This is a genomic window from Pseudoalteromonas piscicida (genome assembly GCF_000238315.3).
GTDB lineage: Bacteria > Pseudomonadota > Gammaproteobacteria > Enterobacterales > Alteromonadaceae > Pseudoalteromonas > Pseudoalteromonas piscicida.
This window is the reverse complement of sequence record NZ_CP011924.1, coordinates 1,461,423-1,475,886: the sequence shown is the minus strand read 5'-3', so window position 1 is coordinate 1,475,886 and position 14,464 is coordinate 1,461,423. Positions and strand designations below refer to the sequence as shown.

Annotated in this window: 14 protein-coding genes and 1 pseudogene; 4 read left to right on the top strand and 11 right to left on the bottom strand. The window is 44.7% G+C overall.

The genetic code is table 11. The annotated features are described in order from the left end of the window. Positions 1–3: 3 nt before the first annotated feature. The 5 genes from PPIS_RS06775 to ccoN form a co-directional block, all read right to left on the bottom strand. Positions 4–495 carry a FixH family protein gene (locus PPIS_RS06775; protein ID WP_010373987.1) on the bottom strand — a complete coding sequence of 164 codons (492 nt, stop codon included), beginning with the start codon at positions 493–495 and terminating at the stop codon, positions 4–6. Positions 496–613: 118 nt separating this feature from the next. Then, a complete protein-coding gene (ccoP, locus tag PPIS_RS06770; RefSeq protein WP_010373990.1) occupies positions 614–1,579 on the bottom strand; it encodes a cytochrome-c oxidase, cbb3-type subunit III in 966 nt (321 codons plus the stop codon). Continuing rightward, positions 1,576–1,761, bottom strand: a complete 186-nt coding sequence (locus PPIS_RS06765) for a cbb3-type cytochrome oxidase subunit 3 (protein WP_010373992.1) — start codon at positions 1,759–1,761, stop codon at positions 1,576–1,578. Before PPIS_RS06765 ends, ccoP begins: the two co-directional genes overlap by 4 nt. A 5-nt stretch (positions 1,762–1,766) precedes the next feature. Next, a complete protein-coding gene (gene ccoO, locus PPIS_RS06760) occupies positions 1,767–2,441 on the bottom strand; it encodes a cytochrome-c oxidase, cbb3-type subunit II (RefSeq protein WP_010373994.1) in 675 nt (224 codons plus the stop codon). 12 nt (positions 2,442–2,453) lie between these two features. Next, positions 2,454–3,887, bottom strand: a complete 1,434-nt coding sequence (gene ccoN, locus PPIS_RS06755) for a cytochrome-c oxidase, cbb3-type subunit I (RefSeq protein WP_010373997.1) — start codon at positions 3,885–3,887, stop codon at positions 2,454–2,456. A 306-nt stretch (positions 3,888–4,193) separates the two neighbouring features. Between ccoN and PPIS_RS06750 the strand changes: the two genes are divergently transcribed. Together PPIS_RS06750 and PPIS_RS06745 are read left to right on the top strand one after the other, a co-directional pair. Further along, positions 4,194–4,628 carry a hypothetical protein gene (locus tag PPIS_RS06750; protein WP_010373998.1) on the top strand — a complete coding sequence of 145 codons (435 nt, stop codon included), beginning with the start codon at positions 4,194–4,196 and terminating at the stop codon, positions 4,626–4,628. Then, positions 4,625–5,101 (top strand): hypothetical protein, encoded by a 477-nt coding sequence (locus PPIS_RS06745; RefSeq protein ID WP_010373999.1) that lies wholly within the window; start codon positions 4,625–4,627, stop codon positions 5,099–5,101. Before PPIS_RS06750 ends, PPIS_RS06745 begins: the two co-directional genes overlap by 4 nt. Positions 5,102–5,141: 40 nt before the next feature. On the opposite strand, the gene PPIS_RS06740 is transcribed toward PPIS_RS06745, so the two are convergent. Beyond that, entirely contained in the window at positions 5,142–6,134 is a 993-nt protein-coding gene (locus PPIS_RS06740; RefSeq protein WP_010374000.1) for a GlxA family transcriptional regulator, read from the bottom strand. Positions 6,135–6,251: 117 nt separating this feature from the next. Here PPIS_RS06740 and PPIS_RS06735 point away from each other — a divergent pair, with 117 nt between their 5' ends. Next, the gene (locus PPIS_RS06735; RefSeq protein ID WP_010374001.1) at positions 6,252–8,150 is read left to right on the top strand and encodes a beta-ketoacyl synthase; all 1,899 of its coding nucleotides are present in this window, start codon (positions 6,252–6,254) and stop codon (positions 8,148–8,150) included. Between the two features lie 366 nt (positions 8,151–8,516). On the opposite strand, the gene fghA (PPIS_RS06725) is transcribed toward PPIS_RS06735, so the two are convergent. From fghA (PPIS_RS06725) to PPIS_RS06710, 4 genes and pseudogenes are all read right to left on the bottom strand, one after another. Next, positions 8,517–9,359: an S-formylglutathione hydrolase gene (gene fghA, locus PPIS_RS06725; RefSeq protein WP_010374002.1), complete on the bottom strand. Its 843-nt coding sequence runs from the start codon at positions 9,357–9,359 to the stop codon at positions 8,517–8,519. Between the two features lie 56 nt (positions 9,360–9,415). Next, positions 9,416–9,607, bottom strand: a pseudogene (locus PPIS_RS06720) (S-(hydroxymethyl)glutathione dehydrogenase); the annotation flags it as partial. Positions 9,608–9,753: 146 nt separating this feature from the next. After that, on the bottom strand, positions 9,754–10,596 hold the full coding sequence (gene fghA, locus PPIS_RS06715) for an S-formylglutathione hydrolase (protein WP_010374002.1): 843 nt from the start codon (positions 10,594–10,596) through the stop codon (positions 9,754–9,756). A gap of 56 nt (positions 10,597–10,652) precedes the next feature. After that, positions 10,653–11,774: an S-(hydroxymethyl)glutathione dehydrogenase/class III alcohol dehydrogenase gene (locus PPIS_RS06710; protein ID WP_010374003.1), complete on the bottom strand. Its 1,122-nt coding sequence runs from the start codon at positions 11,772–11,774 to the stop codon at positions 10,653–10,655. Between the two features lie 95 nt (positions 11,775–11,869). Here PPIS_RS06710 and PPIS_RS06705 point away from each other — a divergent pair, with 95 nt between their 5' ends. After that, the gene (locus PPIS_RS06705) at positions 11,870–12,745 is read left to right on the top strand and encodes a LysR substrate-binding domain-containing protein (RefSeq protein WP_010374004.1); all 876 of its coding nucleotides are present in this window, start codon (positions 11,870–11,872) and stop codon (positions 12,743–12,745) included. Here PPIS_RS06705 and PPIS_RS06700 read toward each other — a convergent pair. Continuing rightward, positions 12,732–14,390, bottom strand: a complete 1,659-nt coding sequence (locus PPIS_RS06700; protein WP_010374005.1) for a SulP family inorganic anion transporter — start codon at positions 14,388–14,390, stop codon at positions 12,732–12,734. The genes PPIS_RS06705 and PPIS_RS06700 overlap by 14 nt on opposite strands. Positions 14,391–14,464: the final 74 nt, after the last annotated feature.

Genomic DNA, 14,464 nt, shown 5'->3' with positions numbered 1-14,464 from the left:
AGCTTACTTATACTGTGGAGTGACCGCGATAATACCATCATGTGGCAGTTGGATTTTTTCTTTCATTTTCCAACTGTTATCCATAGGCTCTATAAATACCGAGAACACACCGCTATGTGGTTCATCAAATAAACCAGTAAACTCGCCGCTGGCGTTTTTAGTCAGTGTGACTGCAAAATCGTATTTCTCAATAGTGCGGTGGTAAAACGAGAGCTTTAATGCATGAACTTTAGAAGCGTCGCCCTTGGTAAATTTAAAGGTGACTTTTTGCTCTGCTACTTGCAGGTCACCATGTAAATAGAGCGCTTTTGCTTTATCAAACTTACTCAGCTCTAGATTGATGGCTTTACCTTTTTTGTAGTAGTCATCAACGACCATATCAGGACCATTACCGACTGCAAACGTGATGAGAAAAACACAGGCAACGACAGTAACGAGTGGGAAAAAAATTAAAAACCAAGGCCAAAAATTCTTATACCAAGGGGTAGGGGTCATAGTTGCTCACATGGCTATAAAACTTGCCCGTATTCTACCGTAAGTTGCGGTAAATACCTAAAAAAAAGCCTCCAAATGGAGGCTTTTTTGATCTCAAATAATGTTCTAAAAGCTAAGCTTATTGGTCTTGTGACAAGCTATAAACATACGCTGTTAGAAGGTGTACTTTATCTTCCCCTAAGATATCTTTCCATGCTGGCATTACACCCGCACGACCGTGGCGAAGTGTGTCTTCAACTGCGCGTTGAGAACCACCGTATAGCCAGATATTATCGGTTAAGTTTGGTGCACCGAACGGAAGGTTATGTGCAACAGAACCTTTACCATCCATACCATGGCAAGCCGCACACATTGCAAACTTAGCTTTACCTGCATCAGCATCTTTTTGGTTAACGGTACGTCCAGAAAGGCTTAGTACATAAGCAGTCATTTCTTTTACGCCTTGATCACCAAGTGCATCTTGCCAAGCTGGCATCGCTGCAACACGACCGTTAAGCAGTGTTTCTTTGATCTTGTCAGGCGTGCCACCATATAACCAATCTTTATCAGTTAGGTTAGGGAAGCCTGCGCCACCACGAGCGTCAGAGCCATGACACTGAGCACAGTTTTGCGAGAATAAACGCTGTCCGATTTCTAGGGCTTCTTCATTCTTTGCAAGCGCAAGTACGTCTTGCTTTGCAAATTCTTGGAAGATAGGGCCAAAACGGTCTTCAGCAGCTTCAACTTCTTTATCAAGTTGTACCCACTGGCCATTTTCATGTGCTTCAGCGACTGCTTTCTTAGACTCTGCCAAGGTAGTAATACCTTGGTTAGAGCTCGTCCAGTTTAAGAAACCTTTAAAGTTACCAAGACCTGGGTAAGCAGCAAGATAATATACTGACCAAACAAAAGTCGCGAAGAACATGTAAGTCCACCACTTTGGTAGTGGATTATTTAATTCCTCAATTCCGTCGAACTCGTGACCACAGCTTTCGCCTTCTTTGACACCTGTGTAGTTTTTCAGGTTCCAAATTAGCAGGCCGAAAATCAGAGCTAGACACGCTAGGGTTAGTACGATAACCCAAATACTCCAAAAGCTAGTCATTTTTCAGACTCCTTTTCCTCGTTAGAGATAGTGTTGTTATGTTTTTTCTCATCTTCAAAAATGGCATTAGCAGCGTCGTCGAAACGGCGCTTAGACCGCTTGCTATATGCCCACACAACAATCACTATAAACAGTACCAAAATTACCAGAGTCAAAATGCCTCTGTATGTGCCGTAATCCATAACAATTACTTCAAATGTGTGCCAAGTTGTTGTAAGTAAGCGATAAGTGCTTGCATTTCTGTTGCACCTTCGCCACCGTTCATCGCGTGGATTTCATCCACTTGCGCTTGTAGTTCAGCATCATCACCGTAGCCTTTGCCATTGTAGCGGTCTGACGACTTATCAATACCAAATGCATCACGGAACACTTGTAATTTTTTCAGAGTATAAGTGGTATCTACTTTAGTGCTATCAAGCCAAGGGTAGCCTGGCATGTTTGACTCAGGTACCACCGAGCGAGGATCCATTAAGTGCGCATAGTGCCAGTCGTCAGAATAACGCTGACCAACACGAGCCAAATCTGGACCTGTACGCTTAGAACCCCACTGGAATGGGTGATCCCATACCGACTCACCGGCTACAGAGTAGTGACCGTAGCGCTCAACTTCATCACGGAATGGACGAACCATCTGTGAGTGACAGTTGTAACAACCTTCGCGTACGAAGATATCACGACCTTCCATTTCAAGCGCGGTCAGCGGGCGTAAGCCTTCTACTGGCTGAGTGGTATCTTTTTGGAACATTAGTGGAGTAATTTCGACTAGTGCACCGAAGCTAATTGCGAATACCGTTAAGATAGCCATCAGGCCAACGTTCTTTTCAACGATTTCGTGTTTGTTTGTTGAGTTATTGTTGCTCATACTCAATACCCCTTAAGCCACTTGCGGGTTTGCATCAGTGGCAAGTTGACCACTTTTTGCAGTAACCGTACGGAATACGTTGTAAGCCATTACCAGCATTCCAACTACGATGAATACACCGCCTAGGAATCGCATGATATAGAAAGGCTTAGAAGCTTCTAGTGACTGAACAAAGCTATACATTAATGTACCGTCAGCATTTACTGCGCGCCACATTAGGCCTTGCATAACACCAGAGATCCACATTGCAACGATATAAAGCACAACACCTACTGTGTGTAGCCAGAAATGCGTGTTAACTAGCTTTATGCTGTACATGTTACCGTGACCAAATAGAGCTGGGATTAGGTGGTAAATTGCACCGATAGAAATCATCGCAACCCAACCTAGAGCACCAGAGTGTACGTGACCTACTGTCCAGTCTGTGTAGTGTGAAAGCGCATTTACAGACTTAATAGCCATCATTGGGCCTTCAAACGTAGACATACCGTAGAACGATAGAGATACAACTAAGAAACGCAGTACAGGGTCAGTACGTAGTTTGTGCCAAGCGCCAGACAGCGTCATGATACCGTTGATCATACCGCCCCAAGAAGGAACGAATAGGATAACTGACATCACCATACCTAGAGACTGTGTCCAGTCAGGTAGTGCTGTGTAGTGAAGGTGGTGAGGACCTGCCCAAATATATAGAGAAACAAGTGCCCAGAAGTGAACAACCGATAGACGGTAAGAGTAAACTGGACGACCTGCTTGTTTTGGTACGAAGTAGTACATCATACCTAAGAAACCAGCGGTAAGTAGGAAACCTACTGCGTTGTGACCATACCACCACTGAACCATCGCATCTACTGCACCTGCGTAGATTGAATAAGATTTAGTAAGTGATACAGGAATAGCCATACTGTTTACAATGTGAAGCACTGCAACAGTGATAATGAAACCAGCGTAGAACCAGTTTGCTACATAGATGTGTGACACTTTACGCTTGATAAGAGTACCAAAGAATACTACAGCATAAGTAACCCATACTACCGCGATTGCGATATCAATCGGCCACTCTAGTTCAGCGTATTCTTTTGAAGAAGTAATACCTAGAGGAAGCGTGATAGCCGCAGATACGATGATGGCTTGCCAACCCCAGAAGGTAAATGCGGCAAGTTTGTCAGAGAACAGGCGCGTTTGACACGTGCGCTGAACAACATAGTAAGAGGTTGCAAATAGTGCACTTGTACCAAATGCAAAGATTACTGCGTTCGTGTGTAACGGACGAAGTCTAGAGTAAGTTAACCATGGAATGTCGAAGTTTAACGCAGGCCACGCAAGTTGCGCTGCGATAAATACACCTACACCCATGCCAACAATGCCCCAAATCACTGTCATGATAGCGAATTGGCGTACAACTTTATAATTGTACTCAGTTTGTGATGCTACTGTTTGGCTCATTTTCTGGATTCCGCTGCAATTTATTGCGATTAGAAATGAATTACCTGAATTACAGGCCCTAGTTATATTTCTTCAAGCCCGTCATGTTTTAACTCAAAAGATGAGTGAAAACCTAACCAGCCCGAGAAACCTTTATTTTTGCGAGGAAATGATAATTTTTTTGCTTATGAAAAGATACCTAAAACGCCTAAAATTATGACATCAATCAAGTTTTCACGCGCTTTTTGTTCGCTTCTTAAGCAACCTAGCATTTGCCCTGAAACTTGCGTACACTGCGCAGGATTCAGAAGTGACGGTAAATCCCTCATGATTGCAAAGCAATTAACAATCGGGTTGCTAGGTGTTTTCCTCGTGGCCTGTTCAGACCCGACTATTATTATACATGAAAGTTCAGAAAAAAGTGAAAGTTCAGTAACAAGAAATGTCTGTAATTTTTCAACGCCCTGTGATTTAACTCCACAAGTGCAGATTTATCTAGGCTCAAAGCAGGTTCAACCTGAAACAGAATTTACCATTGGGCTAAAAAGTGCGACTAAAGTAGAGGTCGTTTCGGCATGGCTTGAGGGAGAAAATATGAACATGGGGAGAATTCCCGTGTTCTTTGACAAAAACACACTGATAGCAAAAACCATGGTCGGTGTTTGCACGGATAAATCGATGCGTTGGATTTTACGTTTGGCGCTAACCGTTAACGGCCAGTCTGTTACTACCAGTCATCCAATAGCTGTAAACTACCAATGAATAAATCTGTTTTTATCGAATATCTCAAGTTTGCACTTGAACAAAAGCTGATTGAAGCCACTGAAGCGGCAAACAGTGCTCGTGCTGACGCGACTCACGAGCAAAGTGCTGCTGAAACACAATACGACTCGTTGAGTATCGAGTATGGCTACCTAGCAGAAGGGCAAAGTGAGCGCGTTGATGCCATGCATTTGGCAAAACAAACAATATTGAATCAGTTGGCTCTAGCTGTGAGCAATACAATTGCACATAACGCACTAGTTGAAATTGAAGACGAGCAGGGCAACTGTCATTGGTTCTATTTTGCGCCTTGCGAAGGCGGGCTAAAAATCCAATATAAAGAAATACCTGTGTTGGTGTTAACGTTTGATGCGCCTCTTGGCAAGCGGCTAAAGGGGTTAACGGTAGACGAAGATATTTCGTTTTTCTTCAACGGCCAACAGCAAACGTTAACCGTGATGCAAATACTGTAGAGTGGTTTACTCTCGTTTTGCTACGAGTTGCTACGAGTTGCTACGAGAACAATTTCTTTCTTACTATTGCCCGATATGTGCTTGGTGATCTTCCCATTAATTGCCTAAATACTCTGCTTAATTGCCCTTGTGAATTAAATCCAGAAGCAAGAGCAATATCTTGAATGGAGAGATTACTGCTTGCGAGCAGCTCTTTACACATTTCAATACGCACCTGTTGTAAGTAGGCAACGGCAGTTTGTCCTGTTGCTTGTTTAAAGCGGCGGTTAAAGGTGCGATAACTTAAATCAAATTGCGCCGCAACAGCAGGTAAAGAGATTTCCGATGCGGCGTTATTTTTCAGCCAAAATTGAATTGCAGCAATTTGCTCGTCAGCATGACGGTCAACAGCACCCTCTAAATAGCGCTGTTCTTCGTACGGTTTACGAATTTCATGAGAGAAGTTTTGCTGCACATGGTGTGCGGCTTCTATCCCGTACAGTAACTCAATAATATGAACAATCACATCGGCCAGCGCATTTAAGCTGGCTACAGTGTAGATCCGCTCTGATTGAGTGATAAAGTAATCCGGTTTTAATTCAACATTGGGATATAGCTGAGAAAATTGTTTGGCAAAATGCCAGTGGGTCGTTGCTGAATGCCCGTCAAGCAGGCCAGAACTTGCTAAAAAGCAAACACCCGTACCTACACCTATCAGTGTGCTTCCTGCTCCCCATGCATCGGCAAGTGACTCACTCAGCGCTTGGTTTTGTCTTACAATAGGTCTTGGATTTCGCCATATGCTTGGCACAATAATGTAGTCATATAAAGGCAAGGAGCTAAAGTCACTTTGTGCCTCAAGTGTCATGTAATTATCGGTGTTGACTGCCTCGCCTTGGCTGCTGCAAAGGAGAACTTCTAAAGGAACATAAGCCTTTTTTAGATGCACTTTAGCAAAGGCTTGTCCGGCTTTGAGCATTTCCAGCGGTAAGGTGACACTGGTAACGAGCATATGCTTGTAAAGCACAATGGCGACCTTTGTACAGGATTTCATCTGCTCCGACCTCTTTGGTTTGGCGAAAAATGATTTATGTGTGGCGTATTTTGTAAAAACTTAAATTCGAATGCAATTAAAATCAAGTCATTATCTTAGTTCAGAAGTAGGAACGACATGACAGCATTGCCAATTATTGTAGGAATGGGGGGTATTAACGCCGCGGGGCGCACCTCTTTCCATCAAGGCTACAAACGTATTGTACTTGATAAGCTAAATGCTAAAGACCGACAAGAGACCTATTTGGGCCTTGCGAGTTTAATGAACTTAGTGCGGTATGAAGATGGTCAGCTGATTGACCAAAACGACCAAGTCGTTCAAGAGGTGGAGATTGAGTCGCGTTTTGGTGAGCAAATCTTAGCGGGAACGTTGATCCGTAAAATCGAAAAAAACCATTTTGATGTAGATGCGACTCCTTGGCAGCAAAAGCTCACAATGAAAGCAAATGATGACAGCAAGATAGTATTCAGTTGTCGTAAGCGTGACTTACCAGAGCCAGTTCCTGCAGCTTGGCAAGTGATTGAGCTTGATCCAAAAACGGTTGAAGTAACCATTGCGGAGCAGATTGAAGTTAAGCACGATAGCTTCAGAGACAACCCAATTAAAGCCGCAGGTCAATTACCAACAGGCTTTGAGCCGTCACTTATGTATAACAGCCGTTACCAACCACGCGGCCTTCAGGCAACTATTTTCGCTGCAACCGATGCTATCCGCTCAACGGGTCTTGAGTGGGACAAGGTAATGAACAGTGTACGACCTGACCAAATCGGCACTTACTCCGCCTCTGTGGCTGGGCAAATGAATGATGAGGGCTTAGGTGGATTAGTACGCAGTCGTTTACGTGGCGACCGAGTAAGCACTAAGCAGTTGGCGCTAGGACTCAATACCATGTCCACTGACTTTATCAATGCTTATGTTACGGGCAGCGTTGGCACAACGTTTACGACATCAGGTGCCTGTGCAACGTTTCTATATAACCTTCGCGCTGCAGTGAATGATATTCAGGCTGGGCGTACTCGAGTGGCGATTGTAGCCAGTGTTGAGTGTGCTATTACACCAGAGATCATCGAAGGCTTCGGTAATATGGGCGCACTCGCAAATGAAGAAGGCTTGCGTAAACTTGATGATACTGAGTGTGTAGATTATCGCAAAACAAGTCGTCCTTTTGGTGAAAACTGTGGCTTTACAATTGGTGAAGGGGCACAAGTGGCGATTTTGATGGATGACGCCTTAACACTTGAGCTTGGCGCGCAGATTATGGGTTCTGTGGCCGATGTATATGTCAACGCAGACGGCGTGAAAAAGTCGATTACGGCACCCGGACCTGGTAATTATATTACCATGGCAAAATCGGTCGCACTGGCTCAGCAAATCGCAGGCACCGAGGCGTTAGTGAAACGCAGCTTTATTTTGGCACATGGCTCAAGTACACCACAAAACCGGGTTACAGAGTCGCTCATCTACCACAAAATTGCAGAAACCTTTGCGATTAATGGTTGGAAAGTGGCGGCGCCAAAAGCCTATGTTGGTCATACCATCGCGCCGGCATCTGGCGATCAGCTAGCGATGGCACTTGGGGTGTTTGAATACAATATTATGCCTGGGATCACTACAATCAATGCAGTAGCAGAGGATGTTCACGCCGAGCATTTAGATATTCGTACCGAGCACTATGAGTGCGAGCCAATGGATATCGCCTTTATAAATTCAAAGGGCTTTGGTGGTAACAATGCAACAGCAACAGTACTTTCTCCAAATCTTACGAAGCAGCTACTAAGCAAGCGTTATAGCCAAGCTGAGTTTGCAAGTTACGAGCAACAACTTGCGATTACAACACAAAGACAAATTGCATATCAGCAAGCGGCCGATTATGGCCAATACGAGCTGATTTATCGTTTTGGCAATGGCATGATTGATGAGTCTGAATTGAATTTAAGTCAGCAAGAGTTAGCCATTCCTGGGTTCGAGCAAAGCATACAGCTTTGTCCAACGAATCCATACGGCGATTTAATCTGATGATTTGATACAAAGAATAGGGCCTGTTGACCTTTGCTGTTTGATTTTTGTTCTCCTGAGTGTGTTTTGGTCGCGGCGCTCGACTTGCCGCCTAGTAATCTAGACAAAAGTTGAGCAACAATGAACAAAGCGCACTCAGGTGAACCCAAAGGGCAGCGATTGCTTGGCATTTCTACTGTGTTCTCGCCTGACTCACATAGAACAACTATGCTACGCAGGCTCTGCCTTGTATAAATACCAATCAAACTGCTGCAAAAACAAACTTGAAAGATAAACAGGCCCTAATGTTAAGCAAGCAAGGCGTACAGGGAGTACGCCTTTTTTATTTTTAGCTTAGTGCTTGAAATGCGCAAACGGCAGTCAGGCTCACCTCATATAGTTAGCATGAAACTCAAGATGATTTTCAATAAAGCTCGAGATAAAGAAATAGCTATGATCGTAACCTTCATGCATGTTTAGCGTGATAGGGTAGCCTGCTTTTTCTGCAGCTTGTTCGAATAACCAAGGCTTTAGCTGCTCGTCTAAAAACTGGTCACTTGAACCTTGCTCAATGAGTATCGGACGTTTTGTTGGACTAACATAGTGCGACAATAGTTCGGTCGCGTCATATTGTTGCCAACACTGTTTGTCGTCCCCTAAATATCCTGTTAGCGCTTTTTGACCCCAGGGACAGTTACTTGGGTTAACGATTGGGCTAAACGCAGAGATACTCGTATAGGCATCAGGGTTTCTAAGCCCAATAATTAACGCACCATGCCCACCCATGGAGTGACCACTAATAGCTTTTTGTGGGCTAACAGGGAAGTGCGTTTCGATTAACTGAGGCAGCTCTTCTGTCACGTAGTCATACATTTGATAATGTTGACTATACGGCGCCTGTGTCGCATTGACGTAAAACCCCGCACCTAGACCAAAGTCATAAGCACCATTTTCGTCGTCTGCAACGCCTTCTCCACGCGGGCTTGTATCTGGTGCGACAATCGCGATGCCAAGCTCGTTGGCTTTTTTAAACGCACCTGCTTTTTGCATGAAGTTTTCATCGCTGCAGGTTAACCCTGAGAGCCAATATAAAACTGGGACTTGTTGTCCCTCATTGACGATTTCAGGTAAAAAAATGGCGAAGGTCATTTCACACTGCGTCGACTGGCTGGTATGTGTGTAGCGCTTATGCCAACCGCCGGATACTTTGTTGCTGGAAATCAGTTCCATCAAGTGCTCCTTAATTAAGTGAAATAGGACGCAACCTGTGCGTCCTTAAGCGGGTACTAGTAATGGATCACCGAGCGGATACTCTTGCCTTCATGCATTAAATCAAAGGCTTCATTAATATCTTCGAGCTTCATGGTATGAGTGATAAAGTCATTGAGCTTGAATTCCCCAGCCATATAGCGTTCAACAATCTCAGGAAGCTCTGAGCGACCTTTTACGCCACCAAAAGCGCTACCGCGCCATACGCGACTGCCTTGTATAAATACCAATCAAACTGCTGCAAAAACAAACTTGAAAGATAAACAGGCCCTAATGTTAAGCAAGCAAGGCGTACAGGGAGTACGCCTTTTTTATTTTTAGCTTAGTGCTTGAAATGCGCAAACGGCAGTCAGGCTCACCTCATATAGTTAGCATGAAACTCAAGATGATTTTCAATAAAGCTCGAGATAAAGAAATAGCTATGATCGTAACCTTCATGCATGTTTAGCGTGATAGGGTAGCCTGCTTTTTCTGCAGCTTGTTCGAATAACCAAGGCTTTAGCTGCTCGTCTAAAAACTGGTCACTTGAACCTTGCTCAATGAGTATCGGACGTTTTGTTGGACTAACATAGTGCGACAATAGTTCGGTCGCGTCATATTGTTGCCAACACTGTTTGTCGTCCCCTAAATATCCTGTTAGCGCTTTTTGACCCCAGGGACAGTTACTTGGGTTAACGATTGGGCTAAACGCAGAGATACTCGTATAGGCATCAGGGTTTCTAAGCCCAATAATTAACGCACCATGCCCACCCATGGAGTGACCACTAATAGCTTTTTGTGGGCTAACAGGGAAGTGCGTTTCGATTAACTGAGGCAGCTCTTCTGTCACGTAGTCATACATTTGATAATGTTGACTATACGGCGCCTGTGTCGCATTGACGTAAAACCCCGCACCTAGACCAAAGTCATAAGCACCATTTTCGTCGTCTGCAACGCCTTCTCCACGCGGGCTTGTATCTGGTGCGACAATCGCGATGCCAAGCTCGTTGGCTTTTTTAAACGCACCTGCTTTTTGCATGAAGTTTTCATCGCTGCAGGTTAACCCTGAGAGCCAATATAAAACTGGGACTTGTTGTCCCTCATTGACGATTTCAGGTAAAAAAATGGCGAAGGTCATTTCACACTGCGTCGACTGGCTGGTATGTGTGTAGCGCTTATGCCAACCGCCGGATACTTTGTTGCTGGAAATCAGTTCCATCAAGTGCTCCTTAATTAAGTGAAATAGGACGCAACCTGTGCGTCCTTAAGCGGGTACTAGTAATGGATCACCGAGCGGATACTCTTGCCTTCATGCATTAAATCAAAGGCTTCATTAATATCTTCGAGCTTCATGGTATGAGTGATAAAGTCATTGAGCTTGAATTCACCAGCCATATAGCGTTCAACAATCTCAGGAAGCTCTGAGCGACCTTTTACGCCACCAAAAGCGCTACCGCGCCATACGCGACCAGTAACCAATTGGAATGGGCGTGTTGAAATCTCTTGTCCTGCGCCTGCAACACCGATGATCACCGACTCACCCCAGCCTTTGTGACAGCACTCAAGGGCACTTCTCATGACATCTACGTTACCGATACATTCGAATGAGAAATCCACACCGCCATCGGTCATTTCAACGATCACTTCTTGGATAGGTTTGTCGAAGTTTTTCGGGTTGATAAGATCGGTTGCGCCAAGCTTTGTCGCCAGCTCAAACTTATCTTCATTGATGTCGATACCGATGATCCGACTCGCGCCAGCCATTGTCGCGCCAATGATAGCAGACAAGCCGATCCCACCTAGGCCGAAAATGGCAACGGTATCGCCTTTTTGCACTTTAGCGGTATTCATTACTGCGCCCATTCCCGTGGTAACACCACAGCCAAGCAAGCAGATTTCCTCAAGAGGCGCTGCTTTGTTTACTTTAGCCAAAGAGATTTCTGGCAGTACAGTGTACTCAGAGAACGTTGACGTGCCCATGTAGTGATAAATTGGTTGGCCGTCTTTATAAAAGCGGGTTGTGCCATCAGGCATCAAGCCTTTACCTTGGGTTTCACGGATCTGCTGACAAAGGTTCGTTTTACCAGACTTACAGAACTTACATTCGCCACACTCCGGTGTGTACAATGGGATCACGTGGTCGCCAACGGCAACGCTAGTAACGCCTTCACCAACTGCTTCAACAATACCTGCGCCTTCATGACCTAAAATGGCTGGGAATACGCCCTCAGGATCGTCGCCAGACAAAGTGAAAGCGTCGGTATGGCATACGCCTGTTGCGGTGATTTTAACTAAGACTTCGCCTTTTTTCGGTGGCATAACATCAACTTCTTCAATACTAAGCGGTTGACCTGGGCCCCAAGCGATTGCTGCTTTAGATTTAATAAATTCAGACATGGTTTGTTCCTTTCTTAAAAGTTGGTAGCAGTATAACTACATTATGATTTTTGATAATCTATGAAAATCATAAAGACTTTTACGTATATGTAATAATGGATAGATGGATTGGCATTGATGAGTTTGTTGCGGTCGCAAGTAATGGCTCATTTAGTGGGGCTGCAACTCAGTTAAATACTTCGGTTGCGCAAATTAGTCGCCGAGTGAAGATGTTAGAGGAGCGGCTCAACATACAACTTTTGACGCGCACTACCCGAAAATTAGCGCTGACTCAGGAAGGTGAAGTATTCTTATCTCACGCAAAGCATTTGCAGCATGGGTTAGATGACGCCACTGCTGCAATCCGTCAACGTGATAGACAGCCAACAGGCAAACTTAAGCTTACCGCACCAGTAATGTACGGCGAATCTTATGTCATGCCTGCGGTAGTTGACTTTATGCGTTTGTATCCCAAAGTTGAGGTTGAAATGCATTTGACGAACAACCAAGTCGACTTACTCGATAAAGGCTTTGACTTGGCAATTCGACTCGGTAAGTTACAGGATTCATCACTGCGCGCTAAACGGCTAACCACACGCAAAACCATGGTGTGTGGTGCAAATATCTATTTAAATCAATTTGGCCAACCGCATACGCTCGCTGAGCTTAGCAATCATAAATGTTTGATTGGCAATAGTAGCGAATGGCGCTTTGTTGAGCACGGTAAAGCGCGACAAATTAAAGTGGCGGGACCACTTCGTTGTAACAGTGGTTGGGGGCTCTTGGAAGCAGCAAAACAAGGCTTAGGTTTGGTACAGTTACCACATTATTACGTGCAAGAGGCGCTAGAGAGTGGTGAGCTAACAGAGGTACTCACCAATTTTAGACCTGAAGAGGAGGGCGTCTGGGCGCTGTATCCACCCAGACAATTTGTCGCGACCAGTTTACGATTGTTACTAGATCACTTAAGTGCGCACTTTAATAAGTTTTAGCCATAGTATCAATGGCTTGGCTGAGCGCTATCTCGCGACTATCACAAAACGCACGGTCGTCTAGACGGTCATGAATGTTTAAGCGCTTGAGTTTATCGGTGGTCTCCAGATTCGGTGAATAGATAAACACGCTACAGTTCGCATCAAGCGCATCTGTAATCGCATTTTCAATGGCTAAGCCCACGGTGACGTCAATCATAGCTACGTCGCTTAAGTCTAATACCATGGCTTTGTATTCACTAATCTTGCGGTGTTGTCTTGCGATTGCTTTTGAGACGCTAAAAATCATTGGCCCGGAAAGATAAAAGAATAATAGTTTACCGTTGGCTTTATCTAACAGCTCGCTTTCTTTTTTCGTCAGTGGTACATCTTCATCGCTATCACTGTCGCTAATTGCTTTAACGTGATTAGCTTGCACTCGGCTTAATCTCTCTATGATCATCACATTAGAGATAAATACGCCAAGGCCCACAGCAACAATCAGGTCAACAAAAACGGTAAGTAGCATTACGCCATACATAATCGCCATTTGACTGACACTAAGCTTATGAGCACGCTGGATAAAACTCCAATCCAGAATATTAAAACCAACATACACTGCAATACCAGCAAGCACCGCCATTGGGATTGGCTCGGTCAAACTGCCCGCGATAAAGACTACTGCCATTAAAATGAGTGCCCTGAATATCCCAGCAATTGGCGAGCGAGCACCCACTTGGATATTGACCACTGTTCCCATCGTTGCGCCAGCACCTGGCAATGCACCAAAAAGGCCAGCTATCATATTGGCAATACCTTGGCCTCTGAGCTCTTTATCAGAATCATGCTCGGTTCGCGTTAAACTGTCGGCTATTACTGCTGTTAGCAACGTATCTATACAGCCCAAAGTGCCCAATACCAGTGCATCGATAAGCATTTCAACTAATAGCTCTGGTGATAATACTGGAAACATAATACTTGGCAGGCCACTTGGAATTTCACCGATGCGGCGAATACTATCTGTATCAAAAATAATGATTGAAAGCAGTGTAACGGCGACGAGTGCGACCAGCTGAGCGGGGACGTATTGACGCCACTTACTTGGCATTTTGAATAAGATTGCAAGTGTGATCACCCCGAGGAACAACTCAGAAAAGTGTAAGTCCATCAGCAGGCTGGGCAAGTTAGATAAAGTGCCAATAACACCACCTGCAGGCGCTTGGTGTCCAAGTAAAGGAGCAAGCTGCAAAATAATGAGGATAACACCAATACCAGACATAAATCCGGAGATGACGCTGTAAGGCATCAAGGTAACGTATTTACCTAACTTGAGCGTACCGAGTAAAACCTGAAAAGCACCTGCCATCATGACAACAGTAAAGCCCATCGCAAGACCATTTTCGGGATACTTGCTCATCATGGCGGTGAGTACTGCTGTCATGATAACAGTCATTGGGCCGGTTGGTTCAGAAATGAGGGAGGTTGAACCACCGAACAGTGCGGCAAATAAGCCAACCAAAATTGCGCCCCACATCCCAGCTTCTGCGCCAGCACCAGAGGCAACACCAAAAGCGAGTGCGAGTGGTAAAGAAATAATCGCAGTGGTTACACCACCGAATAGGTCACCTTTTAAAGAGGCGTTTTTAAATCTCTTAAGTGTGATCATACTTTTGACTTTAACGATCAAAGAATTGACGGCATTCTACTGATAAATAGCACGGAGTGCTACGAAGGACTGGT